Origin of the sequence: Ruminococcus flavefaciens ND2009 (assembly GCF_000621785.1) — a bacterium.
Classification (GTDB): Bacteria; Bacillota; Clostridia; order Oscillospirales; family Ruminococcaceae; genus Ruminococcus; species Ruminococcus flavefaciens_C.
The window spans coordinates 366733-389614 of sequence record NZ_KK211347.1 but is presented as its reverse complement, the minus strand read 5'-3'; the positions used below and the strand labels follow the sequence as shown (position 1 = coordinate 389614).

25 protein-coding genes are annotated in these 22882 nt (G+C 50.2%); 20 read left to right on the top strand and 5 right to left on the bottom strand.

The window, feature by feature from the left end:
• The first annotated feature begins 44 nt into the window (after positions 1-44).
• The 3 genes from T488_RS0112085 to T488_RS0112075 are packed head-to-tail and all read left to right on the top strand — an operon-like array spanning position 45 to position 2460.
• Entirely contained in the window at positions 45-551 is a 507-nt protein-coding gene (locus tag T488_RS0112085; RefSeq protein WP_051536450.1) for an HD domain-containing protein, read from the top strand.
• 26 nt (positions 552-577) lie between these two features.
• Entirely contained in the window at positions 578-1846 is a 1269-nt protein-coding gene (locus tag T488_RS0112080) for an O-acetylhomoserine aminocarboxypropyltransferase/cysteine synthase family protein (protein WP_028521025.1), read from the top strand.
• 38 nt (positions 1847-1884) lie between these two features.
• Positions 1885-2460 carry a flavodoxin domain-containing protein gene (locus tag T488_RS0112075; RefSeq protein ID WP_028521024.1) on the top strand — a complete coding sequence of 192 codons (576 nt, stop codon included), beginning with the start codon at positions 1885-1887 and terminating at the stop codon, positions 2458-2460.
• A gap of 98 nt (positions 2461-2558) precedes the next feature.
• Here the strand turns inward: T488_RS0112075 and T488_RS0112070 are convergent, their stop codons facing one another.
• Positions 2559-3026 carry a hypothetical protein gene (locus T488_RS0112070; RefSeq protein WP_028521023.1) on the bottom strand — a complete coding sequence of 156 codons (468 nt, stop codon included), beginning with the start codon at positions 3024-3026 and terminating at the stop codon, positions 2559-2561.
• A 235-nt stretch (positions 3027-3261) separates the two neighbouring features.
• On the opposite strand from T488_RS0112070, the gene T488_RS0112065 reads away from it, so the two are divergent.
• The 13 genes from T488_RS0112065 (at position 3262) to panD (ending at position 15529) form a co-directional block, all read left to right on the top strand.
• Complete coding sequence (locus T488_RS0112065; protein WP_037298010.1) at positions 3262-4233, top strand: metal ABC transporter substrate-binding protein; 972 nt, start codon at positions 3262-3264, stop codon at positions 4231-4233.
• 2 nt (positions 4234-4235) lie between these two features.
• Positions 4236-4958: a metal ABC transporter ATP-binding protein gene (locus tag T488_RS0112060; RefSeq protein ID WP_028521021.1), complete on the top strand. Its 723-nt coding sequence runs from the start codon at positions 4236-4238 to the stop codon at positions 4956-4958.
• On the top strand, positions 4951-5823 hold the full coding sequence (locus tag T488_RS0112055) for a metal ABC transporter permease (RefSeq protein ID WP_028521020.1): 873 nt from the start codon (positions 4951-4953) through the stop codon (positions 5821-5823). The genes T488_RS0112060 and T488_RS0112055 overlap by 8 nt, the downstream gene beginning before the upstream one ends.
• Positions 5820-6299 carry a hypothetical protein gene (locus T488_RS17860; RefSeq protein ID WP_051536449.1) on the top strand — a complete coding sequence of 160 codons (480 nt, stop codon included), beginning with the start codon at positions 5820-5822 and terminating at the stop codon, positions 6297-6299. The genes T488_RS0112055 and T488_RS17860 overlap by 4 nt, the downstream gene beginning before the upstream one ends.
• A 597-nt stretch (positions 6300-6896) precedes the next feature.
• Positions 6897-7442, top strand: a complete 546-nt coding sequence (locus T488_RS0112045; protein ID WP_028521019.1) for a helix-turn-helix domain-containing protein — start codon at positions 6897-6899, stop codon at positions 7440-7442.
• Positions 7443-7482: 40 nt separating this feature from the next.
• Positions 7483-9159, top strand: a complete 1677-nt coding sequence (locus T488_RS0112040; RefSeq protein WP_028521018.1) for an AMP-binding protein — start codon at positions 7483-7485, stop codon at positions 9157-9159.
• Between the two features lie 56 nt (positions 9160-9215).
• Positions 9216-10004: a hypothetical protein gene (locus tag T488_RS0112035; protein ID WP_028521017.1), complete on the top strand. Its 789-nt coding sequence runs from the start codon at positions 9216-9218 to the stop codon at positions 10002-10004.
• A 75-nt stretch (positions 10005-10079) separates the two neighbouring features.
• A complete protein-coding gene (locus T488_RS0112030; protein WP_028521016.1) occupies positions 10080-10802 on the top strand; it encodes a sigma-70 family RNA polymerase sigma factor in 723 nt (240 codons plus the stop codon).
• Complete coding sequence (locus T488_RS18910; protein ID WP_028521015.1) at positions 10799-11890, top strand: anti-sigma-I factor RsgI family protein; 1092 nt, start codon at positions 10799-10801, stop codon at positions 11888-11890. The genes T488_RS0112030 and T488_RS18910 overlap by 4 nt, the downstream gene beginning before the upstream one ends.
• 218 nt (positions 11891-12108) lie before the next feature.
• Entirely contained in the window at positions 12109-13089 is a 981-nt protein-coding gene (locus tag T488_RS0112020; protein WP_028521014.1) for a hypothetical protein, read from the top strand.
• A gap of 356 nt (positions 13090-13445) precedes the next feature.
• Positions 13446-14285, top strand: coding sequence for a 3-methyl-2-oxobutanoate hydroxymethyltransferase (panB, locus tag T488_RS0112015; protein WP_028521013.1), 840 nt, complete (start codon positions 13446-13448; stop codon positions 14283-14285).
• Position 14286: 1 nt separating this feature from the next.
• Positions 14287-15135: a pantoate--beta-alanine ligase gene (gene panC / locus T488_RS0112010; RefSeq protein WP_028521012.1), complete on the top strand. Its 849-nt coding sequence runs from the start codon at positions 14287-14289 to the stop codon at positions 15133-15135.
• Positions 15136-15145: 10 nt separating this feature from the next.
• Positions 15146-15529, top strand: coding sequence for an aspartate 1-decarboxylase (panD, locus tag T488_RS0112005; RefSeq protein ID WP_028521011.1), 384 nt, complete (start codon positions 15146-15148; stop codon positions 15527-15529).
• Between the two features lie 57 nt (positions 15530-15586).
• Here panD and T488_RS0112000 read toward each other — a convergent pair whose 3' ends face one another.
• Entirely contained in the window at positions 15587-16432 is an 846-nt protein-coding gene (locus T488_RS0112000; RefSeq protein WP_028521010.1) for a Rossmann-like and DUF2520 domain-containing protein, read from the bottom strand.
• Positions 16433-16728: 296 nt separating this feature from the next.
• Here T488_RS0112000 and T488_RS0111995 point away from each other — a divergent pair, with 296 nt between their 5' ends.
• Together T488_RS0111995 and T488_RS0111990 are read left to right on the top strand one after the other, a co-directional pair.
• The gene (locus T488_RS0111995) at positions 16729-17295 is read left to right on the top strand and encodes an RNA polymerase sigma factor (RefSeq protein ID WP_028521009.1); all 567 of its coding nucleotides are present in this window, start codon (positions 16729-16731) and stop codon (positions 17293-17295) included.
• Positions 17296-17299: 4 nt separating this feature from the next.
• On the top strand, positions 17300-19513 hold the full coding sequence (locus T488_RS0111990) for a hypothetical protein (RefSeq protein WP_028521008.1): 2214 nt from the start codon (positions 17300-17302) through the stop codon (positions 19511-19513).
• Between the two features lie 54 nt (positions 19514-19567).
• On the opposite strand, the gene T488_RS0111985 is transcribed toward T488_RS0111990, so the two are convergent.
• From T488_RS0111985 to T488_RS0111975, 3 genes are all read right to left on the bottom strand, one after another.
• The gene (locus T488_RS0111985; RefSeq protein ID WP_028521007.1) at positions 19568-19774 is read right to left on the bottom strand and encodes a hypothetical protein; all 207 of its coding nucleotides are present in this window, start codon (positions 19772-19774) and stop codon (positions 19568-19570) included.
• A gap of 131 nt (positions 19775-19905) precedes the next feature.
• Positions 19906-20511, bottom strand: a complete 606-nt coding sequence (locus tag T488_RS20010) for a cyclophilin-like fold protein (RefSeq protein WP_207640299.1) — start codon at positions 20509-20511, stop codon at positions 19906-19908.
• An 88-nt stretch (positions 20512-20599) separates the two neighbouring features.
• The gene (locus T488_RS0111975; protein ID WP_028521005.1) at positions 20600-21490 is read right to left on the bottom strand and encodes a LysR family transcriptional regulator; all 891 of its coding nucleotides are present in this window, start codon (positions 21488-21490) and stop codon (positions 20600-20602) included.
• A gap of 136 nt (positions 21491-21626) precedes the next feature.
• Here T488_RS0111975 and T488_RS0111970 point away from each other — a divergent pair, with 136 nt between their 5' ends.
• Positions 21627-21869: a hypothetical protein gene (locus tag T488_RS0111970; protein ID WP_028521004.1), complete on the top strand. Its 243-nt coding sequence runs from the start codon at positions 21627-21629 to the stop codon at positions 21867-21869.
• The gene (locus T488_RS0111965) at positions 21866-22849 is read left to right on the top strand and encodes an alpha/beta hydrolase (RefSeq protein ID WP_028521003.1); all 984 of its coding nucleotides are present in this window, start codon (positions 21866-21868) and stop codon (positions 22847-22849) included. The genes T488_RS0111970 and T488_RS0111965 overlap by 4 nt, the downstream gene beginning before the upstream one ends.
• Positions 22850-22882: the final 33 nt, after the last annotated feature.

The window sequence follows — 22882 nt, the reverse complement described above, 5'->3', positions numbered from 1 at the left end:
TAATATATTTAATCGGTTAAACCGATGCCTCAGGAGGGGATCTAATGCTAAAGGCAATATGCTCCTCAAAGGAGCTTACAAATAACAGCTACTACGCCTGCATAAGCGATATAATCGGCTCAAAGCAGGTCCAGGAGCTGAAATCCATCACACATCATATCTCCACCACCCGCTTCCAGCACTGCGTGAATGTGTCCTATTACAGCTACATGGTATGCCGTGTGCTGAAGCTCAACGCACGTTCTGCCGCAAGGGCGGGACTTCTCCACGACCTCTTCTACTACGACAGGAAGGAATACAACTCGGACAGACTCAAGGGACAGGCTTCCCACAGCAAGCACCACCCCATGATCGCCTCGGAAAACGCCTCCGAGATAACCGAGATAACAAACCTCGAAAGAGATATGATCGAAAAGCATATGTGGCCCATGACACGCCCTATGCCAAAATACAAGGAAACTTACATAATCACCATCATCGACAAATACTGTGCGGTCCTGGAATTCTGTGTGCCAAAGGTACAGAGGATAGTCAGAAGGAAAGCGCGGTAACATATATAACAGGAGGTATCCCTACAATGAAGATCGAAACAAAATGCCTGCACGCAGGCTACACACCGAAGAATACGGAGCCCAGAGTCGTTCCTATCGTACAGAGTACGACCTATGTCTATGACTCTACCGACGATGTCGCAGCCGTATTCGATGACCCCACAAAGAGCCTTATCTACTCAAGATTTGAGAACCCCACAGTTATGGCTGTTGAGGATAAGATAGCAGCTCTCGAAGGCGGTATCGGCGCTATGTGTACCTCCAGCGGTCAGGCAGCTTCTCTCCTCTCACTTCTCAATATCCTGAAGGCAGGAGACAGCTTCATCTCAGCAGCTACAATCTACGGCGGTACTATCAACCTCTTCGCATACACGCTCAAGAAGCTGGGCATCGAGTGCATCTTTGTCGATGCAGACGCTTCCGAGGATGTCATAAGGGCTGCATTCAAGCCCAATACAAAGGCTGTTTTCGGCGAGACTCTCGCCAATCCCGCACTCTCTGTCTTTGACATTGAGAAATTCGCTAAGATAGCTCACGAGAACAAGGTCCCCCTCATCATCGACAACACCTTCCCAACTCCTATCCTTTGCAGACCCTTTGAGTACGGTGCGGATATAGTTATCCACTCCACTACAAAATACATGGATGGTCATGCAGTACAGGGCGGCGGCGTTATCGTCGACTCAGGCAACTTCGACTGGACAAACGGAAACTTCCCCGAGTTCACAGAGCCCGATGAGAGCTATCACGGCACTATATACACAAAGGCTTACGGCAAGGCTGCTTACATCATAAAGGCAAGAATGCAGCTCATGAGAGACTTCGGCTGCTATCCTTCAGCTCAGTCCGCATTCTACCTTAATCTGGGTCTTGAGACTCTCCACATCCGTATGAAGCAGTACTGCGAAAATGCAATGAAGGTGGCTGAGTATCTGGAAGCCAACGAGCACGTTGAGTCAGTAAACTACCCTGCTCTCGCAGGAAACAAGTACCATGAGCTGGCTAAGAAGTACATGCCCGACGGTACCAGCGGAGTTATCTCCTTCATCATCAAGGGCGGCAGAAGCACAGCTGTAAAGTTTATGGACTCTCTCAAGCTCGCCTCAAACGAGGTACACGTTGCGGATATTCGTACCTGCGTTCTTCACCCTGCAAGCGCTACTCACCGTCAGCTCACTGACGAACAGCTCGTTGCAGCAGGCATAAACGGCGGTCTTATCAGACTTTCCGTTGGTCTCGAGAACGTTGACGATATCATCGACGACCTCCGTCAGGCTTTTGCGGCTATCGACTGATACTCTTTGATTTGCCACCAGTATAAGAGGTAATCATCATGAAAACTATCATCGTATATTCATCTCAGACAGGTTTTACCAAGAAATATTCGGAATGGCTGGCAGAAAAACTGGGCGGAGAGACCATCTCCGTCAAAGAAGCTTCAAAAAAGGACGACAAATTCTTTGAAGACTTTGACGCCATTGTCTACGGCGGCTGGGTAGCCGTTGAAAAGATACACAAGCTGGACTGGTTCACAAGCAGGATGGACAAATGGCATGACAAAAAGCTGGCAGTATTCTGCACAGGCGCAAGTCCCGCCACATTCTCAGGCATCACCGCTCTCCTTGACAGAGCGCTCACCGCCGAACAAAAAAAATATGCAAAGGCTTTCTACTGTCCCGGCGGACTGGACTACAGCAAGATGTCCCTGGGCTCAAAAATGCTCATGAAGACCTTTGCCGCCATGCTCAAAGGCAAGAAAAACAAGACCGAAGACGAAAAGGCAATGGCTGAACACGTTTCGGCTTCCTGTGATATGACTGACAAAAAGTACCTTGAGCCCATCATAGAATACCTTTCCGACAAGGCTCCCGAATTATCTAAAACGACTGATATGCAGAAATGCTCGTAATTCCGCTGTAAAGCAATAAAAACGCTTCAGGTGATGATCTTCACCCGAAGCGTTTTTTCATTATAAAAGACCGCACCCGTGGGTGCGGTCTCTGTGGTTCAGTCTTTTCTGAAAAGCTCTCTGAGCACCATTCCTCCGCCTGCTGCGGTAAGTCCGAACATGACGATGAATGTGAATGCGTTGGACCTTCTCCAGTGGAGCTGTGTGGTCAGCATTACGCTCAGCAGCACTATTACTATGCCGATGGAAAGCACTATCCAGCCGTATATCTTCTTTTCCATCAGGAACAGCATTGCTATCCCTATGATTATCGGAAGCATTATGAGTCCGTTTGCAAGGTGGAAGCCGCCGAAGCTGAAGATATGTCCGCCATAGCCCCACGAGCTGGTGACCTCGATATTCTGGAATATCATGAACAAGCCGCCGCCCAGCAGAAGCAGTCCCACGAAGAAGCTGAGAAGCCTGTTGCCCTCGCTCTTTGAGGAGACCGAGCTCACGCTCTTGCGGGTCTCAAGAAGCTCCTTGTACATTTTATCCAGTTCTTTGTCTTTGTTTGTTTTTGGCATAATACCGCCCCCTATATCAATATTACAAGTATATTATACATGATACCCTGTCCGATGTCAAGTATATCGCGGAAAATTCATCTTTTTTTCATCATGACGGAAGCCATTTTGCTTCGCTGACAGGCACACAGGTGAAAGTTTTATGAAATTAACATCATGGTATTGACAAAGGCTTATAAATAAAGTATAATATGATTTGAAAATGATTATCAAATTCATAAAAGTGAGGGATAGTATGGCGTTTTTCAGGAGGTTTTTTTCCGCAGTTTCAGCGGCAGCAGCTGCCGCTCTCCTGCTGACGGGATGCAGCAGTCACTCAGGCAGCGGCGGCAGGCTCAGTATCGTCTGCACATCGTTTTCCGAGTATGACTGGACAAGGCAGATAGTGGGCGACAGCGACGGCGCGGAGATAACTTATCTCCTCAGCAGCGGTATCGACCTTCATAACTATCAGCCAAGCGCTAAGGACATCATGACTATCTCTGACTGCGATATATTCATTTATGTGGGCGGAGAGTCCGAGAGCTGGGCTAAAGACGCTCTCAAGGAAGTGAACTCCAAGGATACAAAGGTCATAAAGCTCATGGAGACCCTGGGCGAGAGAGTCAAGGAGGAAGAGCATAAGGAAGGCATGGAGCCCGAGGAGGAAGATGGACATCACGACGAGTCCGAATATGACGAGCACGTATGGCTCTCCGTTAAAAATGCTGAGATACTGTGCAGCGAGATATGCGAAGCTCTCTGCGGGAAGGACAGTGCCAATGCGGACACCTACCGTGCAAACCTCCGCAGCTACACCGAAAAGCTTGAGGCTCTGGACAAGGAATACACCGAAATGGCTGACAGCGCAAAAACAAGGACAGTCCTTTTCGGGGACAGGTTCCCCTTCCGCTATCTCTGCGACGACTATGACATAGATTACTACGCCGCCTTTCCGGGCTGCTCCGCAGAGACCGCCGCAAGCTTCGAGACCGTGGCTACACTGTCGAAGAAGCTGGACGAAAAGGGACTTGACACAGTTTTCATCATCGAAAACTCCGATGACTCCATCGCGCGGTCCATAATCAGCAACTCAAACCGCAGCGGAATCTCCATAGAAACACTAAACTCCATACAGTCGGTGACTCAGAAAGATATTGACAGCGGAGCCACCTACCTTTCGATCATGGATTCAAATCTGGAAACACTAAAGAAGGTGCTTGATTAAAAATGGGTACATTACTGAAATGCGAAAACGTCTCTCTCGGCTACGAGGGAGACGTTGTCACGAAAAACCTAAACTTCACCGTCAGCAGCGGCGATTACCTCTGCATAGTCGGTGAGAACGGCTCGGGAAAGAGCACGCTCATAAAGGCTCTCCTTGGACTTAAACCGCCGATAAGCGGCAGCATTTCCCTCTGCGGAGATGTGGGCAGGAACGAGATAGGCTATCTCCCTCAGCAGACAATGGTACAGAGGGACTTCCCTGCCTCGGTCCGTGAGATAGTTCTCTCGGGCTGCATGAACCGCTGCGGCTTCCGTCCTTTTTACAGCAAAGAGGAGAAAAAGCTGGCTCACGACATGATGAGAAGACTTGAGATAGAGCCTCTCACAAAGCGCTGCTACAGGGAGCTCTCGGGCGGTCAGCAGCAGAGAGTCCTCCTCGCAAGAGCCCTCTGCGCCGCAAGAAAGATGATACTCCTGGACGAGCCTGTTACAGGTCTCGACCCCAAGGCTACCAACGAGATGTACGAGCTTATCGACAGCCTCAACAAAAAGGACAAGATAACCGTTATCATGGTCTCACATGATATGAATGCCGCTGTAAGATATGCCTCCCATATACTCCATGTGGGAAGAAAGCAGCTTTTCTTCGGCACCAAGGAGGACTACCTGACCAGCAAGACCGGACAGGCATTCCTAGCTGTTATGGGAGGTGAGGAAGATGAGTGAGATGCTTTCCACGCTCCATGATTACTTCCAGCACCCCTTTATAAGATACGCTCTTATAGTAGGTCTGCTCATCGCCCTCTGCTCTTCGCTTCTGGGCGTAACACTGGTAATGAAGCGCTTTTCCTTCATCGGCGACGGTCTTTCGCACGTTGCCTTCGGCGCTATGGCAGTCGCCACAGTCACAGGTATCACCAACAATATGCTCATTATCATGCCCGTCACCATCATTTCCGCAGTCCTGCTGCTGAGGACGGGCAATAACACCAAGATAAAGGGCGACGCCGCAGTCGCCATGATATCCGTGGGAGCACTGGCACTGGGCTATATGCTCATGAATATCGCAGCACGAAGCGGCAGCGGAAGGACCACCAGCAACGTCTCCGCAGATGTGTGCTCCACACTTTTCGGCTCCACATCAATACTCACCCTGTCCCTTACGGACGTGTGGATATGTGTTGCCATGTCGGTCATCGTGGTAACGGTATTCCTGGTATTCTACAACAAGATTTTCGCGGTCACATTCGATGAGAGCTTCGCAAAGGCTACGGGAGTCCGCGCGGATATGTACAATCTCCTCATTGCCATAGTTATCGCAGTCATCATCGTCATCGCCATGAAGTTCGTGGGCTCGCTGCTCATATCGGCGCTGATAATCTTCCCTGCACTGTCCGCAATGAGAGTTTTCAAGAGCTTCAGAAGCGTTATAATCTGCTCTGTAGTCATCTCGCTTTTCTGCGCAGCAAGCGGAATAATCATCTCCATACTGGCAGGAACTCCTGTGGGCTCCACCATAGTTTCCGCCGATATATGTGTATTCTTCCTGTTCTGTCTTATCTCACTGGTGCTCAGGAGGGGTAAAAAATGAGAAAAGCCGCTGTTATAGCTGTGCTCTGCATACTCTGCGGAGGCATATTCGGCTGCGGAAAAAAGCCAGCGGTCTCACAGCCCGAGAGCAAGGCGGAAACAGTCACCGATGCCTCGGGCAAAGTCATAGACCTGGACCTGACAACTATGAGCAGCACCATGATCTACAGCACAGTTTCAAACATGATGATGTACCCCGATTCCTATATGGGGCAGCACATAAAGCTTGAGGGGCAGTTTTCCGTCTACCACGACAAGGGCGGCGACAAGTATATCTTCTCCGCCATAATCCCCGACGCCACAGCCTGCTGCTCACAGGGGATAGAGTTTGTCCTCGACGGCAGCTACAAATACCCCGACGATTATCCCGAGGAGGGAACTACCATTACCGTTACGGGTGATTTCAACGTCTATGACGAGTACGGATTCAAGTACTGCCAGCTCCTGAACGCGGCAATGTACGTCAGCGAAGAATAATACAGTCCCGCCATTACAGGCGCACCGATACATAGTTTTCAAGCCATGGTATTTCTGATGTCTGATCAGCAATATTATGGCTTTTTTATTGACGGTACTTGAACGTTATAAAGATGATTTAAGTTTAGAGTTGAGAGTTTAGAGTTGAAAGTTGTGGAGTCGCCTGCGGCGACAATATTTAAATATTGTGAGCGAAGCGAACACATTAACTCTCAACTCTCAACTTTCAACTATCAACTTAGCGCATACGCGAAAAATTGGAAATGTAGGGGACGGCGTCCTCGACGTCCCGTTGGGCGTGTAATATATCTCGCGGGACGCCGAGGGCGGCGTCCCCTACATTAGCTAACGGCTAAGGGCTCAAATCAAAATTTTGCTCCGCAAAATTTTGATTTAGCTGCTGCGCGCAGGATTTGCCCTGCCAATTTATTATTCCCTGTCTTGACAAGGTGCTATGAAATGTGGTACAATTAATTTATATATTTCACACAGTAGAACCCGTCTGTCTCAGACTTATCCCAATATCAAACCTTTTCACAGGGAGACTCCGAATTCCAACTGTAAAATATAAATCTTATCACTTAAGGAGGTCGCGCTATGGAGACTATTAATGAGATCGCAGCACGTATCCGTGAACTGCGCGAGGTCTGTGACTATTCACAGGAAAAGCTTGCAGAGGAGCTTGGTCTTACTACAGAGCAGTATGCAGGCTATGAAACAAATGGTGATTTTCCAATAAGCGTAATCTATGAGATCGCAAATAAATTCGGCGTCGATTTCAACGAGCTCGTCACAGGTGAGCCCAGCCGTATCGACACCTTCCAGGTCGTCCGCCGCGGCAAGGGCAGAAGCATAAGCCGTTACGAGGGCTACCGCTTCAAGGATCTGGCTTTCCGCTATGCGGATAAGGTCATGCAGCCCCTCCTGGTCACTCTTGAACCTTCCGATGAGCCTGCAAAGCTGGTAACTCATACAGGTCAGGAGTTCAACCTCGTCCTTAAAGGCACTGTTGCCGTGGTATTCGAGGATAAGGAGATAATCCTCAATGAGGGTGATTCTATCTACTTCAATCCCACCTATCCCCACGGACAGCGCTGCGTCGGTGACAGCAAGGCAAGATTTCTGACAGTTATAGCTGAATAATACCGCTTTTTCAAGCATTAGCAAAGGAGTTTTTACTGAAATGCTTTTAGACCGTTATCTTCCCCGTATAGATTTCGATTCATACGAGGATTTCAAGGAAAATTACAGGGTAAATGTTCCCGAGGACTTCAACTTCGGCTGGGACATCGTTGATGAATGGGCTAAGCAGGAGCCCGAAAAGAAGGCTCTTGTATGGCTCAGCCATGACAAAAAGGAACGCACTTTCACTTTTACCGATATATCAAAGCTCTCAAACCAGACCTGCCACTATTTCCGCAGTCTGGGTCTCAAAAAGGGCGACGTTGTGCTTCTTATACTCCGCCGCCGCTGGGAGTACTGGGTAATCGCCACTGCTCTCCACAAGCTGGGAGTAATTCTTATCCCCGGTAATCTTCTCTTTACCACACACGATATAGCTTACCGCGGCAATATGGCAGGTATCTCCGCCATAATCGCCTGCGATGACGAATACATAAGAGGACAGATCGACGGAGCTGCCCCCGAAATAAAGACTCTCAAAAAGAAGATCGCTGTTGCAGAGCCCCGTGAGGGCTGGGACTTCTTCGAGGACGAGATCGCCAAGTACCCGGATACCTTTGAGCGTCCCACAGACGATCAGGCTACCAAAGCTACCGATACCATGCTCATCTACTTCACTTCGGGCTCAACAGGTATGCCCAAAATGGTATGCCACAACTTCGCACACCCCCTGGGTCATATAGTTACCGCTAAATACTGGCATCAGGTCCAGGAGAACAAGCTCCATATGTCCATTTCCGACTCAGGCTGGGCAAAGTTCGGCTGGGGCAAGATCTACGGACAGTGGATCTGCGGTGCTATACAGTTCGCCTATGACTTCACGGGCAGATTCAACGCCAAGGATATTCTCGAGGTAATCAGTCACTACAAGCTGACTACATTCTGTGCACCTCCCACAATGTACCGCTTTATGCTCCAGGAGGACATGACACAGTACGATCTTTCATCAATACAGAACTTCTGCAATGCGGGCGAGCCCCTCAACCCCGAGGTATTCAACCGTATCTATGAGCTTACGGGCAAGAAGATGCGTGAGGGCTTTGGTCAGACCGAGGGAACCGTTCTCATCGCTAACTTCCCCTGGATAGACCCCAAGCCCGGCTCAACAGGAAAGCCTTCTCCCCTTTACAACATCCACCTGCTCCGCCCCGACGGTACAGAGTGCGAGGACGGTGAAGAGGGCAGCATCATGGTATGCGGCATCGACAAGGCTCGTCCCACAGGACTTTTCTGCGGCTACTACAAGAACCCCGAGCTGACTGAGGCTGTTCTCGGCGGCGAGAACTACGACACAGGCGACGTTGCATGGCGTGATTCCAAGGGCTATTACTGGTTCGTCGGAAGAAATGACGACGTTATCAAGTGCTCAGGCTACCGTATCGGCCCCTTTGAGGTTGAGAGCGCACTCCTCACACACCCTGCTGTTGTTGAGTCCGCAATCACAGGTGCTCCCGACCCCATCAGAGGTCAGGTAGTAAAGGCAACCGTCGTTCTGGCTGAGGGCTACACTCCCTCACCCGAGCTGACAAAGGAGCTTCAGGATCACGTTAAGCACGAGACTGCACCCTATAAGTATCCCCGTGTCATCGAGTATGTCAAGGAGCTTCCCAAAACTCTCGGCGGCAAGATAAAGCGTGCTCAGATACGCCATCAGGACGAGGAAAACTCAGCAAAATAATCACACACTATCGCCCGATCGTATATGGTCGGGCGTTTCTGCTATAAGGAGGGACTATGAGAAAGCTTATAATAGTTGAAGGACTTCCCTGCTCGGGGAAAAGCACGGTATCAAAGCATATCGCCGATGTTCTGGGTATGGAGTTCACCGACGAGGGCAGCGGAGATCACCCTGCGGACTATGAATTTCACGCATTTATAAGCGAAAATGAGCTTGCGGAGTTTCAGCCCGATGAGCAGGAGCTCATCATCACCGCTGCCGAAAAGCGCTGCGGCGGATATGTAGTCCCCATAGGCAGCTTCTGCGGAGACCTCTTTGACAGGCTCCTCACCCATAAAATATACGACTTTCTCCCATGGGAGACCGAAAAGCCCCTCATGCTGGACAAGTGGCGGAGCTTTGCCGAAAGCGCCGTGAACTCCTCAGGTCATGTTTTCAACTGTGTTTTTCTACAGAACCCCATGTGCGAGACCATGATGAGGTTCGGCTTTGACAGCTCCGTATCCGAGGGATACATAAGGGAGATATATGATATTATCCGTCCCCTGGAGCCCTTTGTGGTCTATCTGAAAACCGACAATATCGCCGCGGAGATAAAGAGAACTGTCCCCGAAAGAGGCGTGGAATGGCTAAGCGGCGTCATTGACTACCACTGCGGAGGTGAATACGGAAAAGCTCTCGGGCTCAGCGGCTTTGAGGGCTACGTATCCGCTCTTGAGGAGCGTCAGCGCCGTGAGGCGGCTATTCTCCGGCATCTCGGCATTGACAGCATTATCATCGAAAACTTTAAAACTGACAGCAAAAATGCTTACGATAAGATACTTGCGGCTCTCTCCGCAAAATAATCAAAAACCTGCGGGGAATACCCCGTTTTCTCAAAAGCACCTGCGTAATCTACAAGTAATATGGGGGTGGCAAATATGAATTCTGATGCGCATCAAATCATATCCCGTGTCTATGAGGCAAAAACAGACAGCCACGCGGCAGATCAGCTGATCTCGGATTATATGCCATTCATCAAGTCCGAAACAGCGAGGTTCATCAACCGTCCGCCCGATAAGAGCGATGATGAGCTGAGTATAGCTATGTTCGCCTTCTATGAGGCGATACAGAACTATTCCCGTCTGCGCGGTTCATTCCTGAAATTTGCGGCACTGCATATAAGGAACCGCCTCATCGACAACTACAGAAAAGAAAAGAAAAACAAAGGACAGATCTCACTTGACGTTTCCGAGGACGATAAGACCGACCTCAGGGAAACTATCCGCGACGAACATGACGCATACGAGGAAAACGAGCTCCGCGAAGCCACAAAGCAGGAAATAGCCGAGCTCTCAGCACAGATGCAGGACTTCGGTGTGTCCATGAGTGATGTAGCGGATAATTCTCCCCGACAGAGGAGAACCCTCGAAAGCTGTCAGAAGGCTGTCCGCTACGCAAGAAGCAACCCCGATATTCTTGAGGATTTCCTCAGGACTAAGCGTGTCCCGCTGGCAAAGCTGGCTGAGGGCGCAGATGTGGAGAGAAAGACCCTTGAAAGACACAGACGCTATCTGGTGGCTGTGCTCCTGATCTGCACCAATGGCTATGAGATAATGCGCGGACACATCATGCAGGTACTTAAAGGTGGTGAGAAAACATGAAATATATTGTTATGGAATGTAATGAGGGCTATGCTGTACTCATGGACGAGGAGTCCAGGTTCGTAAAGGCTGCCGATCTCAGCTATGAGGTGGGACAGACGGTCACGGATCCTGTTATCATGAACAGCGACGAAGACCGTGCGAAGAAGATAACCTTCCGCATAGGCAGAATTGCCGCAGTTGCCGCAAGCCTTGTGCTCATGGTCTCGGCAGGCTCCATATACTACTCCCGCAATCTTAAGCCTCACTCCACTGTACTAATTTCGTCTGACGCCAACATAAGGCTTGAGCTCAATAAAAAGGGCAAGGTGCTCCATATAAAATGCGATGACAATATAGGCAAGGAAATACTGAAGAACTACGACGGAAAGGGCAAGGATATGCTCACCGTCGCCAACGAGATCCTCGAACTTGAAAAGGAAAAAGGCGTTATATCCGAGGGAGATACTGTTGACTTCTATATAGAGTCGGATAACTCAAGGGACTATGACACATATAAAAAAGATGTTGAGAAGGGCATTTCCGATATCAATGTAAATGTCAAGGGTGTAAACGGCACCAAGCCCGCTGAAAAGGCTAAGCCAGATGATAAGGCAAAGCCTGAGCCTGCGGTGAAGCCCGATCCTGCAAAGGACGGCAAAACTCCCGAAGCTCCCAAGCCCCCTGCACAGGACGAGAAGCTCCCCGAGCCTCCCGCTCCGCCCGCAGTTGAGCCAGCTGCTCCTGCCGAGCCCCCCGCTCCTCCCAAGGGAGAGTCAAAGCCTGCAGAGGTAAAGGATCCTCCCGTACCGCCGGCTGAGACTCCCGAACCGCCCAAGGAGGCAGACAAGCCTGCCGAGGGTGAAAAGCCCGAGCCTCCCAAGCCCGACGAAGGCGCTGAACCGCCAAGACCCGAGGCTCATCCCGAAGCTGCTCCGCCCAAGGCTGTTGCTCCCGCAGCAGGTCCCATAGGTGAAGCTGTAATAGCTATGGACGAAATACATATAGCTCCCATGGCTGAAGAGCCTCTTAAAGATATTATAAAAGAAGATGAAGCGGAGCCTGCACCCGCAGCTCCTCCCGCTCCCATCCCCCCTGAGAAAACATGAAAATATAGATAGAAGCACAGGACGTCATCGTGAGACGTCCTGTGCTTTTTTGCCTGTATACAGTCAAATTTCACAGTCCGAAAAATTTTTTGAAAAAATTTTCATATTACCCCTCTTTTCAGTTTCAACCTCCGTATCCTGTTAATGTAACACAAAACAAGTGTACAGCTCCCCACCACAAAGGGAGTCAAATAAATCATGTAAAGGAGTAATCAATCATGAAAAGCAAAAAGCAAATTCTCGCTGCAATCGCTGCTATGTCTGTTCTCTCATCTGTAGCAGGACTTAACACATTTGCTGCAAACGAGAAAACAGAAGAGACAGCTGTAACAGTTGCAGCTGAGGAAGTAACAGAGGCTGAAGAGCCTGCTGCTCCCGAGGTAACAGAAGACGGCGAAAAGCCTGAGCCCCCTGCACCGCCCGTAGCTCCCGAGGCTGACGGCGAAGCTCCCGAGGCTCCCGCAGCTCCCGAAGAGGACGCTGAGAAGCCTGCTAAGCCCATCGTTATCGACGTAACTGATCTTCTCGATCAGATCCGTGACTTCATCGATGCTAACAAGATCGAGATCCTCACAGATGACATCATCGAGAACTGGGACAACATCAAGAAGGTTGATGTTCACTTCGATACAAACGAGAAGCCTGAGGCTGCTGAGGTCTCCGAGGACGGCGAAGAGGCTGAGAAGCCTGCTAAGCCCGCCGGTCCTACGATCCTCAACGTAACAGACCTCTTCAACAACTTCCGTGACATCATCGACATCAATGACCTTGACTTCGTTACAGACGAGCTCAAGGAGCAGATCAACAATGTCAAGGACGTTAACGTTCACGTTCACTTTGCTAAGGCTGAGGGCGAGAAGCCTGAGCCTCCCGTACCGCCCGTAGCTCCCGAGGACGGCGAAAAGCCCGAGCCTCCCGCTCCTCCTGTTGCACCTGAAGACGGCGAGAAGCCTGAGCCTCCTGCTCCTCCTGTAGCTCCTGCTGACGGTGAGAAGCCCGAGCCTCCTGCTCCTCCTGTAGCTCCTGCTGACGGTGAGAAGCCCGAGCCCCCCGCTCCTCCTGTAGCTCCCGAGGCTCCCAAGGGTCCCGCACACGAGCACCTTGGACCCAAGGAGAGAGAAGCTCTCAAGGCTGCACAGGCACAGGCTGAGACTGAGGCTGCAACAGAGGCTTCAGCAGAGACTGAGTCAGCTGAATAATTATCCTATCCATAAATAATTGCTCTTTCCCGTAACGGGATTCCCCATAGAGCAGTTGAATTTCCATCCAATCCCCTTTTACCCCTTTAACGCTGCACCCCCGTAACAGTGCAGCTTAAATGAAACAAAGGCGCCGCAGAAGCCCGTTCTTGCGGCGCTCTTTTTATATCCTCACGTAAAATATATATGAAATGATACAAAACTGCGCCTTCCTTTCGGGAGGCGTTTGTACTTCATTGATGATTTTTCGTGAAAGCACCGTATATTCACAGATCCGTCACAAATCACTGTTATAATATCCTTGTATCTTATCCGTGTACTCGGAAAGGTAACATCTTTTAAGGAGAAAATCGAATATGAAGAACACTGTTTCAACTCTGCTGAAGCAGAAGCAATCAGGTGACAAGATCACGATGCTTACTGCTTACGACTACACCACAGCCAAGATCATTGACGAGTGCGGCGTCAACGCCATCCTCATCGGTGACTCCCTGGGTATGGTAATGCTGGGCTATGAGAATACCCTGCCCGTTACCATGGAGGATATGATCCACCATACCGCCGCAGTTTCCAGAGGTGCCGAAAATGCCTTCGTTGTTGCCGATATGCCTTTCATGTCATATCAGGTAAGCGTTCAGGACGCTGTCATCAACGCAGGAAGGCTTATCAAGGAGGGCGGCGCAAACGCTGTAAAGCTTGAGGGCGGCGCAGAAGTCTGCGACCAGATAAGAGCTATCGTAAATGCGTCGATCCCCGTTGTTGCACACCTCGGACTCACTCCCCAGTCAGTCAATGCCTTCGGCGGCTTCAAGGTACAGGGCAAGAGCCTTGACAAGGCAAGGAAGCTCATCGCCGATGCCCTTGAGATACAGGAGGCAGGCGCCTGTGCAGTAGTCCTGGAGGGTATCCCCGCTAAGCTGGCGGATATTATCACAAAGAAACTGTTCATTCCCACTATCGGTATCGGTGCAGGCAGCGGCTGTGACGGTCAGGTGCTCGTATACCAGGATATGCTGGGACTCACTACAGGTCATACACCTAAGTTCGTAAAGCGCTTTGCGGAAGTTGGAGCGCTCATGCGTCAGGGTATCACGGACTACATCAGCGAGACAAAGGAAGGAAGCTTCCCTGCGCAGGAGCATACCTACGCCATTGACGATGATGTTATCAACGAGCTTATGAAGGAGTGTGACTGATATGAAAATTGTAAAGACTATAGCTGAAGTACGCGCACAGGTGAAGGAATGGAGAGCTCAGGGCCTCACAGTAGGTCTTGTGCCAACAATGGGCTATCTCCACGAGGGACACGCAAGCCTCATCGACGCCTCTCACAGGGATAATGACAGGACTGTAGTTTCGGATTTCGTTAATCCCATGCAGTTCGGCCCCACCGAGGATCTTGAAAGCTACCCCAGAGACATCGACCACGATGCGGCTCTGGTAGAAGCTCACGGCGGCGACCTTATCTTCCACCCCGAGCCAGAGGAGATGTACCACGACGGATTTTCCTCCTTTGTTGATATGACAGTGCTCACACAGGAGCTCTGCGGTCTCAGCCGTCCCGTACACTTCAGAGGTGTATGCACGGTAGTATCGAAGCTGTTCAATATAGTAAAGCCCGACAGAGCCTACTTCGGCAAGAAGGACGCTCAGCAGCTGGCTGTCATCCGCCATATGGTCGATGACCTCAACATGGATATAGAAATTATCGGCTGCCCCATAATCCGTGAGGCAGACGGTCTGGCAAAGAGCTCAAGGAACACCTACCTCAGCGAAGCTGAGAGAAAGGCAGCTCTGGTGCTCTCAAAGTCCATATTCCTGGGAATGGATATGGTGAAAAAGGGCGAGAGTAACTGCTCCGCCATAATCGGAAGCATGAAGAAGCTCATCGAAGCCGAGCCCCTTGCACGCATTGATTACGTCAAGATAGTGGACTGCGCCACAATGCAGCAGATAACCACACTTGACCGCCCTGCCCTCTGCGCTATAGCCGTTTATATCGGCAGCACACGCCTTATCGACAATTTCTTCACAGAAGACGTATAAGGAGGCGGACATGGAAATATCAATGCTCAAAAGCAAGATACACCGTGCCCTTATCACTCAGGCTGAACTCAACTACGTGGGAAGCGTGACTATCGACGAGGACCTTATGGACGCCGCAGGACTCTTTGAGTACGAGCACGTTCACATCGTCAATGTCAACAGCGGCAGCCGTATCGAGACCTACGTTATCGCAGGCGAGCGCGGAAGCGGCGTTATCTGCCTTAACGGAGCTGCTGCCCGTGCAGGACAGAAGGGCGATCCCGTCATCATCATGTCCTATGCGGCTATGACTCCCGAGGAGATAAAGGCTCACCGCCCGAAGGTGGTTTTCGTGGACGATAAAAACGCTGTCGTCAGGGTAGCCGACTACGAAAAGCACGGCGTACTTATGTAAAATAATACGGCACTTTCAAATGAAAGTGCCGTTTCGTTTATTCATTGCGGTCTGAAATTATTTCAAAAGGCGGCGCATTTCCGTGTAGTCGCTGTCGGGGTGCTTTTTCTGTGCAAGCTCCACAAGCTTCCGCGATACAGCTCTGTACATCTCACGGTCTGCTCCTGCTTCGATACACTCAAGGTGTCTGCGGACAGTCATGACATCATTGCGCTCAACGGGGCCCGTAAGGGCTTCAACGGGTCCAACAGCCAACACACGCCTGATGTTGCTGAGTATCAGAGGCTCAAGAGCGCTGAGGGCTTCCTTTTCTGAAAAGCCACACTTGCCCATAAGGGACAGGCTTTCAGCCGCAAGCGCACAGACAAGATTGCTTGAAACAGCACAGGCAGCATGATATTCGCTCTTTGCGCTGCCGCTGATGAGACGTGTATGATTGCCCATTTTGTCCAGTATCCCCTTCCACTCAGCCGCAGCCGCCTCGTCACCCTCTATGCAGAAGAAGGCGTTTTTCAGCTCCCTGTGGGAGTCATACTTGCTGCTGATAGGAAACAAGGGATGAACAGAACAGCCCTCTGCTCCGTACTTTCTGATGTCCGGAAATGCCTCCGCTGCGGAGAGAGCTCCGCTGCAGTGACAGATCTGCTTTCCGCCGATGCCCAGCTCTCTGATGGCATAATAGTTCTCCGTTATGGCTCCGTCGGGAACAACGATGAATATGACATCGCTGTCCTTCACAAGCTCAGCCACATTATCGTAGAACTTCGTTCCCGTGAACTTGGCTGCCTCTGCCGATGACTGTACATTGCGGCAGTAATAGCCCGAGACCTCCAGACCGTTCCCGACAAAATACCTGCCGAGGGAAAAGCCAACTTTTCCCGCTCCGATAAATCCGATCTTCATTTTAATATCCTCCTGTGTAACCCAAAATGTTACCCCATAACTGAATTATATCACATATTTTTCGGATTTACAAGGCTTTTTCCGCTATTTTTAGCAAAATTCTGATGTTTTATCACTTAACTTCATGTTTTTTCAAAAATTCTTCCGTCCCTGTGTCACGGAAGTCACAATTTCTGCGAGTATATTTGCAGAGCGTTACAAATGCGCATTGAATTGCTTCGGCAGCCCCGCTGTCAAAGGACATCTATAAAAAAACTCTTTTGGGAGGTGTCCATAATAAAACGAGGAGGGATCAGATGACAGACCAACAGCTCCGCCAGCTTCTCGGCAGCTCACCGGAAAAAGCCCACAGGCTCATTTTCGATGAGTACTACAACTATGTTTACACTATCGTATTCAACCGACTGAGAAGCCTCGGAACTCCCGAGGACATTGACGAATGCGTCAGTGACGTTTTTGCGGAGATATTCACCAAGTACAATACACAAAGCGGTCACAGCGGCAATATAAAGGGATTTGTTTCAGCCATAGCGCGGAACCGCTCCATAGATATGTTCAGGCGGATACGCTCGGGCGTGAAAGCCACGGTGTCCCTTGACGCCGATGAGGCTGTGCAGCTCTCCTCCGAGGAGAGGATAGACGAGCAGGCAGAAAGGACTGAGACCGCTCACGCTCTGCTTGACGCCGTGAAGTCCCTTGGTGAACCCGATTCGACCATTATCATGCAGAAATATTACTACGGCAGGAGCTCCGAGGACATAGGCGATATGATAGACATGAAGCCAAATACGGTCCGCAAAAGGCTCAGCCGCGCCCTGAGCAGACTCAGAGACATTCTCAGGGAAGATGATGAAGGAAGGTGAAGTCATGAAAGAGAAAAATGAATTTGATATTCTCGAAAATGCCGAGAGCAGCGTTACCGACAGGCTTGAAGCTGAATTTCCTCCCCGTGACAATAGAGAAAAGGAGAAAATATTCAGAATGAGCGAAAGAAAATTCAATAATACATCTGCACCTGACACAGAAAAAGAGCAGACAGTCAGCGGCGTTGAGGTCTACCGCCGTCCCAAGTGGCAGCGCGGACTCAGTATCGCAGCAGCCTGCGCTCTGGTAGTCGGAGGTGCAACAGGCGGAACTTACGCATTCAACCGTTTCAGAAACACTCCTGCCGCCGAAAGTCAGCTCGATACCCAGAAGAAGGTCGCTCCCTTCGGCGACTTTTCCGAGCTGGAGTATCAGCTCTGTGACTACAACAGAGATTCAATGAGAACCGTTACGATAGAGGACAGTCCTGAAGCATACGGATATTTTGAGCTTTTCAGCGGTCCGATAATATCACAGCAGAAGCGCGATAAGCTGGCGGATTTCTTCAATAATTATGATTATGAGGAGATCGCCGCAGATACCGATGAAGCCATAGGTGTTGTGAACGAGGCTGTCACCGAGGCAGAGACCATCGATATTTCCACAATAGAAGATGCGCCTGCTCCCATAAATGCGGACGAAAGTGACCCGTATTTCATCTACTGCCGCGACAACGAGATAAAAGCAGTAAAGATATACGATGTGGGTGAGTTCGGTGTCCTCAACTATACTCATTTCAACTTTGATGAGCAGGATGGTCAGTACTTCATGACCGACGATGAGATGTCCGTTGAGGGCTATAAGATAGACTACGACCTTTTCAAGTCCACTATCAATGAGATACTCAGCTCAGAGGACGAGGAGGAAACTCCCACAGAGCCCGAATATAAAGGCGTTGCTCCCTTCGGCAACTTCTCCGAACACGAGTACTTCATTCCCGGCGGCGAGGACGCAGAGAAGCAGATATTCGTCAAAGCTGACGAGGAAACACAGATAACCTTCGGCAGCGGCGAGGTCATCTCTGCTGAGCAGAGCAAACAGATCGAGGAGCTTTTCAACAGCCTTGAGTGGAATGAGTCTGTTGAGCCCAAGACAAAGCCCTTCTGGCTGGTTGGCATCGACAGAATGACATTTATCTCCATGGACGGCTCCGACTTCAATATGCTGTCCCTCAACGGCGACAACAATACCCTTACATGGGACAGCTTCAGATACGAGACAGAGTCCGAATACGAGGGCATGGCTACCTATAAGCGCACAGAAGGCTCCGCACGTCAGATAAAGACTTACGATATTGATTACATCAGCCTTGTAAACAAGCTCTCCGAGATAATGGGCAGAGACCTGGGATACAGCATACACAACGACTTCATCAACAGCGACTGGTTCACAGGAAGCGACCGCGAAATACTCTCAGAGGAACAGAAGAAGGCTATATATGAACTCCTCAGCAGCTGCGACTTTGAACAGATGTCTGCACCTGCGATCACGCCCCAGGCATATTTAGTTCTTTTCAGAGAAGAAAATGACGGTACACTCACTGCACTCAATATCGAGTCACATCCCGATTCAACATTATTCGGATGTGTGCATTACGAAGTCGACAAAAACGGTCAGTATAATGGAAGCAATGGTTCAGTTATGTGGGTTGGTTCCTGCCCCGACAATACCATTGAAGACAAAATATTGAAAATATTGGGCAGAAGCAAGCTCCCCGAAGTCATCACAGACCTTACTGCCAATGACTGGCGCTTCCGTGACTTAGATCTTAATTCAGAAAATCATCTTCATTATGACGTGGTTGACCTGAACACGAAGTACACTGATGGCTACGATAACTCCTATCTTCAGATGATTTACGGCACCGACAGTATCCCCGAGGATAAGCTGAAATTAATCTCCGATCTTCTCGACAGCACCGCCTGGTATGAGATCGATTATACAGAACAGCATGATCTCCTCTTCCCTGATGATAATTACGATGCTACACAGTGTATCGAACTCAGCATGATGGACGATGATCATATCTTTGTTATGCAGTTGATCGAAGGCGAGAATAATACCTCGCTCAGAATAGATGCACAGAGCTTTTTTGAAGAAAACGGAACAAAATACCTCGATGCCCCCGATGATATATGTCTTGAAGTGACAGACAAGATACTTATGTGTGACGATCCTGAACTTATTGATAATATAAAGAGGATAATTGCCGGATAACAATGAAACGGCACAGAAAAGCGCAGACCATATGGTCTGCGCTTGTTTTGTCATTCAGTTTCTGCCTGCACGCTCGCGCTGCATCATGCGGCGCTGACGCTCAGCCTCTTCCTTCTGTGTGCGGCGCTCCTGATCCCGTCTGAGCTGCTCGCTGTAGTAAGCATCATCCGCCAGAGACTTGTTTCTCCTCAGGAAAAATACGACTACTCCAAGCAATAATACGGCAACAACAGCAATGACAATGACAACAGGTAACGGCATTGTTTTTCCCTCCTTTGCGAAAATTGACTCTCCGTAATATGCTAATTAAATTTTACCACTTTATGAGCCGCGGTTCAACAGGAAAAAATGCCGAATTTAAGCCCTCCGCATTGTATATTTCGCACAAGTGACTATTTTGCAAGGGATATGTCAACGGTTATATCTCCCTCGCCGAAGATGTCCTCCAGCTCCTCCTGTGAGACACCTGTGATATGTCCGAGCCTTGTGTAGCTCCAGGATTTTGAGTTGTAGAAAATGGTCATCTGATTGCCCTGATACAGCATGATGTCCCCTGCCTCTGTTGTTACGCGCTCGTCCGATGCAGGGAGAGACTGAGGCAGCTTTCCCACCTTCTCAAAGCCGCCGTACTCATTGAGCTTCGCCGTGAAGCCCTCCTCTGCCAGCTCCGCCAGAGCCCTTGCGGCTTCGTTGTCAGCCAGCTCCGCAGTGAGAGTATGTCCGTTCACTTCTATGGTTATACGAGACTTTTCGTTCATGGTTTCCGCAGCCTCCTTCCGAATTATGCACAGGTCAAGAGAGGTCCACTCGCCGTCACCGTCGGCGTCAAGGTCGGGCCCCTCTGTGTTATCCGACTTGCCCAGGAGATGATCCTGCATTGAGGTGACGTCCTTTGGGGCGTATTTAGCCCGTTTTGCAGCCCCTGCGGCTGTTGCTCCCGTAAGCACCGCAGCTGCGGCGATAATTGATACAGCTGTTATCTTTACTGCCCTTTTCATAATGCAGATCAGCTCCTTTCCGTATTTTTATCATAACACAGAAAAGCTGATATTGCAAATACCTATTTTGTATTATATGATATTACATTCAGGCATATCTCTGCTGCAAGCGCTTCAGGAACAGCTCCGCCGCAGGAGTAAAGACCTGATACTTCTTCCAGATAACGTCCAGACCTGCGGTCATTCCCGGCTCAAGGGGACGGAAGCACAGCGGACTGTTCACATCGGTGTTGGTGATACCGTCGATACCTACGGCATAGCCTATTCCCGCCTCGACCATTATCGCCGCGTTGTACATGAGGTTGAAGGTGGTGACGATGTTAAGCTTGTCAAAATCGCTGCCGAACCAGTTGATGAACTCGTTGTCCTCCTTGCTGCCGCCTATTGCCTGCCGTGAAAGTATCAGGGGAAGCTCCAGCAGGTCCTGTCTTGTGACCGCGGACTTCTCCGCAAGGGGCGAATCCTTGCGCATGACTACTCCCCATGTGTCCTCCGCAGGCAGGTGCAGGCAGTCGTACTTGGTAAGGTCGGCAGGCTGGACAAGTATGCCGAAGTCGATGAGCCCCCTGTCAAGGCGCTCGGTGACGTCTGCCTCGTTGCCGCTGTGGAGGTGGTACTTTATATCGGGGTAATCCTGACGGAGCTCCCTGACAACCTCGGCGATGTAGCTTATGGCTCTGGTCTCACCGCCGCCGATGTAGATGTCTCCTGCCACGATGCTCTCCATAGAGCGGAACTCAGCCTCGGTCTTGTCCACCATTGAGACTATCTCCTCAGCGCGTTTGCGGAGGATAAAGCCCTCCTGTGTCAGCTTCATGCTGTGGCTTCCGCGAATAAAAAGCTTCTGCCCCACCTCGTCCTCAAGCTCCTTTATCTGTCTTGACAGTGTGGGCTGGGTAACATGAAGGTAATTGGCGGCATTTGTTATGCTCCCCTCTCTTGCGATGGCAAGAAAATAGCGTAATACCCGTATCTCCATAGACTGCACCTCCTATTTTTATAATGAAATTATATCATCTCAGTGATATGCCTGTCAAGCATAATATGGTTTAGATATAAAGTATTTGCATTTCTGGCAGATATGTGTTAGACTTTAGTTACAGGAGGTGAAGGACATGACAGACAACAGCACCGCTCTTGCAGCATTAAGGCAGAACCTCGCCGACGCAGGCATGGACAGCTCCACCATTGAAAAATGTGTGGTGCTCATTGACAAAAGGGACAGCGCAGCTCTCGGAAGGCTCATAGGCGAGTACCGGCAGCAGCTTCTGGACACCGTCCACAGCTATAACAGGCGCATAGACTGTCTCGATTACTTCACCTACACACTTGATAAAAACGGAGGTATACAGATATGAAAGACGAAATGCTCACTCTCACTCAGGAATGGGACAAGACCTTCCCCAAGTCAGACAAGACAGAACACAGTAAGGTGACCTTCCACAACCGCTATGGCATTACTCTTGCGGCTGATATGTATATACCAAAGAATGCTTCGGGAAAGCTGGCTGCCATAGCTGTATGCGGTCCCTTCGGCGCAGTCAAGGAGCAGTGCTCGGGACTCTATGCACAGACTCTTGCAGAGCGCGGATTTCTCACCATTGCCTTTGACCCCTCATTTACGGGAGAGAGCGGCGGTCAGCCCAGATATGTTGCCTCACCCGATATAAATACCGAGGACTTCTGCGCTGCTGTGGACTTCCTCTCCCTTCAGGGCAATGTTGACCCTGAGCGCATAGGCATACTTGGCATCTGCGGCTGGGGCGGTATGGCTATAAACGCTGCCGCTATAGATACACGCATAAAGGCGACCGTTTCCTCTACCATGTACGATATGACCCGCGTGAACGCAAAGGGCTATTTCGACGAGGCTGACAGCGCTGACGCACGCTTTGCCATGAAACAGGCTCTCAATCAGCAGAGAATCAAGGACTACGCCGCAGGTGAATACAAGCTGGGCGGCGGAGTAGTTGACCCCCTCCCCGAGGACGCCCCTTTCTTCGTAAAGGACTACCACTCCTACTACAAGACTGACAGAGGCTATCACCCCCGCTCGCTGAACTCCAACGGCGGCTGGAACAAGACCTCCTCGCTGTCGTTCATAAATATGCCCATACTTGCCTACTCCGACGAGATACGCTCGGCAGTTCTGGTGGTATGCGGCGAAAAGGCTCATTCACGCTATTTCAGCGAGGACGCCTTCAAGAAGCTCACAGGCGACAACAAGGAGCTCCTGGTAGTTGAGGGAGCAGTCCACACCGACCTCTATGACGGCGGCGGCAAGGACGCTATCCCCTTCGATAAGATAGAGTCCTTCTATAATCAGTACCTCGGATAATTATCTCCCCTAAAGGTAAGGTCTCCGTACTGC

Excerpts from the sequence above, each read along its gene's own strand:
- T488_RS0112085 (WP_051536450.1), top strand. The coding sequence starts at position 45 with ATGCTAAAGGCAATATGCTCCTCAAAGGAGCTTACAAATAACAGCTAC.
- T488_RS0112080 (WP_028521025.1), top strand. The coding sequence starts at position 578 with ATGAAGATCGAAACAAAATGCCTGCACGCAGGCTACACACCGAAGAAT.
- T488_RS0112075 (WP_028521024.1), top strand. The coding sequence starts at position 1,885 with ATGAAAACTATCATCGTATATTCATCTCAGACAGGTTTTACCAAGAAA.
- T488_RS0112070 (WP_028521023.1), bottom strand. The coding sequence starts at position 3,026 with ATGCCAAAAACAAACAAAGACAAAGAACTGGATAAAATGTACAAGGAG.
- T488_RS0112065 (WP_037298010.1), top strand. The coding sequence starts at position 3,262 with ATGGCGTTTTTCAGGAGGTTTTTTTCCGCAGTTTCAGCGGCAGCAGCT.
- T488_RS0112060 (WP_028521021.1), top strand. The coding sequence starts at position 4,236 with ATGGGTACATTACTGAAATGCGAAAACGTCTCTCTCGGCTACGAGGGA.
- T488_RS0112055 (WP_028521020.1), top strand. The coding sequence starts at position 4,951 with ATGAGTGAGATGCTTTCCACGCTCCATGATTACTTCCAGCACCCCTTT.
- T488_RS17860 (WP_051536449.1), top strand. The coding sequence starts at position 5,820 with ATGAGAAAAGCCGCTGTTATAGCTGTGCTCTGCATACTCTGCGGAGGC.
- T488_RS0112045 (WP_028521019.1), top strand. The coding sequence starts at position 6,897 with ATGGAGACTATTAATGAGATCGCAGCACGTATCCGTGAACTGCGCGAG.
- T488_RS0112040 (WP_028521018.1), top strand. The coding sequence starts at position 7,483 with ATGCTTTTAGACCGTTATCTTCCCCGTATAGATTTCGATTCATACGAG.
- T488_RS0112035 (WP_028521017.1), top strand. The coding sequence starts at position 9,216 with ATGAGAAAGCTTATAATAGTTGAAGGACTTCCCTGCTCGGGGAAAAGC.
- T488_RS0112030 (WP_028521016.1), top strand. The coding sequence starts at position 10,080 with ATGAATTCTGATGCGCATCAAATCATATCCCGTGTCTATGAGGCAAAA.
- T488_RS18910 (WP_028521015.1), top strand. The coding sequence starts at position 10,799 with ATGAAATATATTGTTATGGAATGTAATGAGGGCTATGCTGTACTCATG.
- T488_RS0112020 (WP_028521014.1), top strand. The coding sequence starts at position 12,109 with ATGAAAAGCAAAAAGCAAATTCTCGCTGCAATCGCTGCTATGTCTGTT.
- panB (WP_028521013.1), top strand. The coding sequence starts at position 13,446 with ATGAAGAACACTGTTTCAACTCTGCTGAAGCAGAAGCAATCAGGTGAC.
- panC (WP_028521012.1), top strand. The coding sequence starts at position 14,287 with ATGAAAATTGTAAAGACTATAGCTGAAGTACGCGCACAGGTGAAGGAA.
- panD (WP_028521011.1), top strand. The coding sequence starts at position 15,146 with ATGGAAATATCAATGCTCAAAAGCAAGATACACCGTGCCCTTATCACT.
- T488_RS0112000 (WP_028521010.1), bottom strand. The coding sequence starts at position 16,432 with ATGAAGATCGGATTTATCGGAGCGGGAAAAGTTGGCTTTTCCCTCGGC.
- T488_RS0111995 (WP_028521009.1), top strand. The coding sequence starts at position 16,729 with ATGACAGACCAACAGCTCCGCCAGCTTCTCGGCAGCTCACCGGAAAAA.
- T488_RS0111990 (WP_028521008.1), top strand. The coding sequence starts at position 17,300 with ATGAAAGAGAAAAATGAATTTGATATTCTCGAAAATGCCGAGAGCAGC.
- T488_RS0111985 (WP_028521007.1), bottom strand. The coding sequence starts at position 19,774 with ATGCCGTTACCTGTTGTCATTGTCATTGCTGTTGTTGCCGTATTATTG.
- T488_RS20010 (WP_207640299.1), bottom strand. The coding sequence starts at position 20,511 with ATGAAAAGGGCAGTAAAGATAACAGCTGTATCAATTATCGCCGCAGCT.
- T488_RS0111975 (WP_028521005.1), bottom strand. The coding sequence starts at position 21,490 with ATGGAGATACGGGTATTACGCTATTTTCTTGCCATCGCAAGAGAGGGG.
- T488_RS0111970 (WP_028521004.1), top strand. The coding sequence starts at position 21,627 with ATGACAGACAACAGCACCGCTCTTGCAGCATTAAGGCAGAACCTCGCC.
- T488_RS0111965 (WP_028521003.1), top strand. The coding sequence starts at position 21,866 with ATGAAAGACGAAATGCTCACTCTCACTCAGGAATGGGACAAGACCTTC.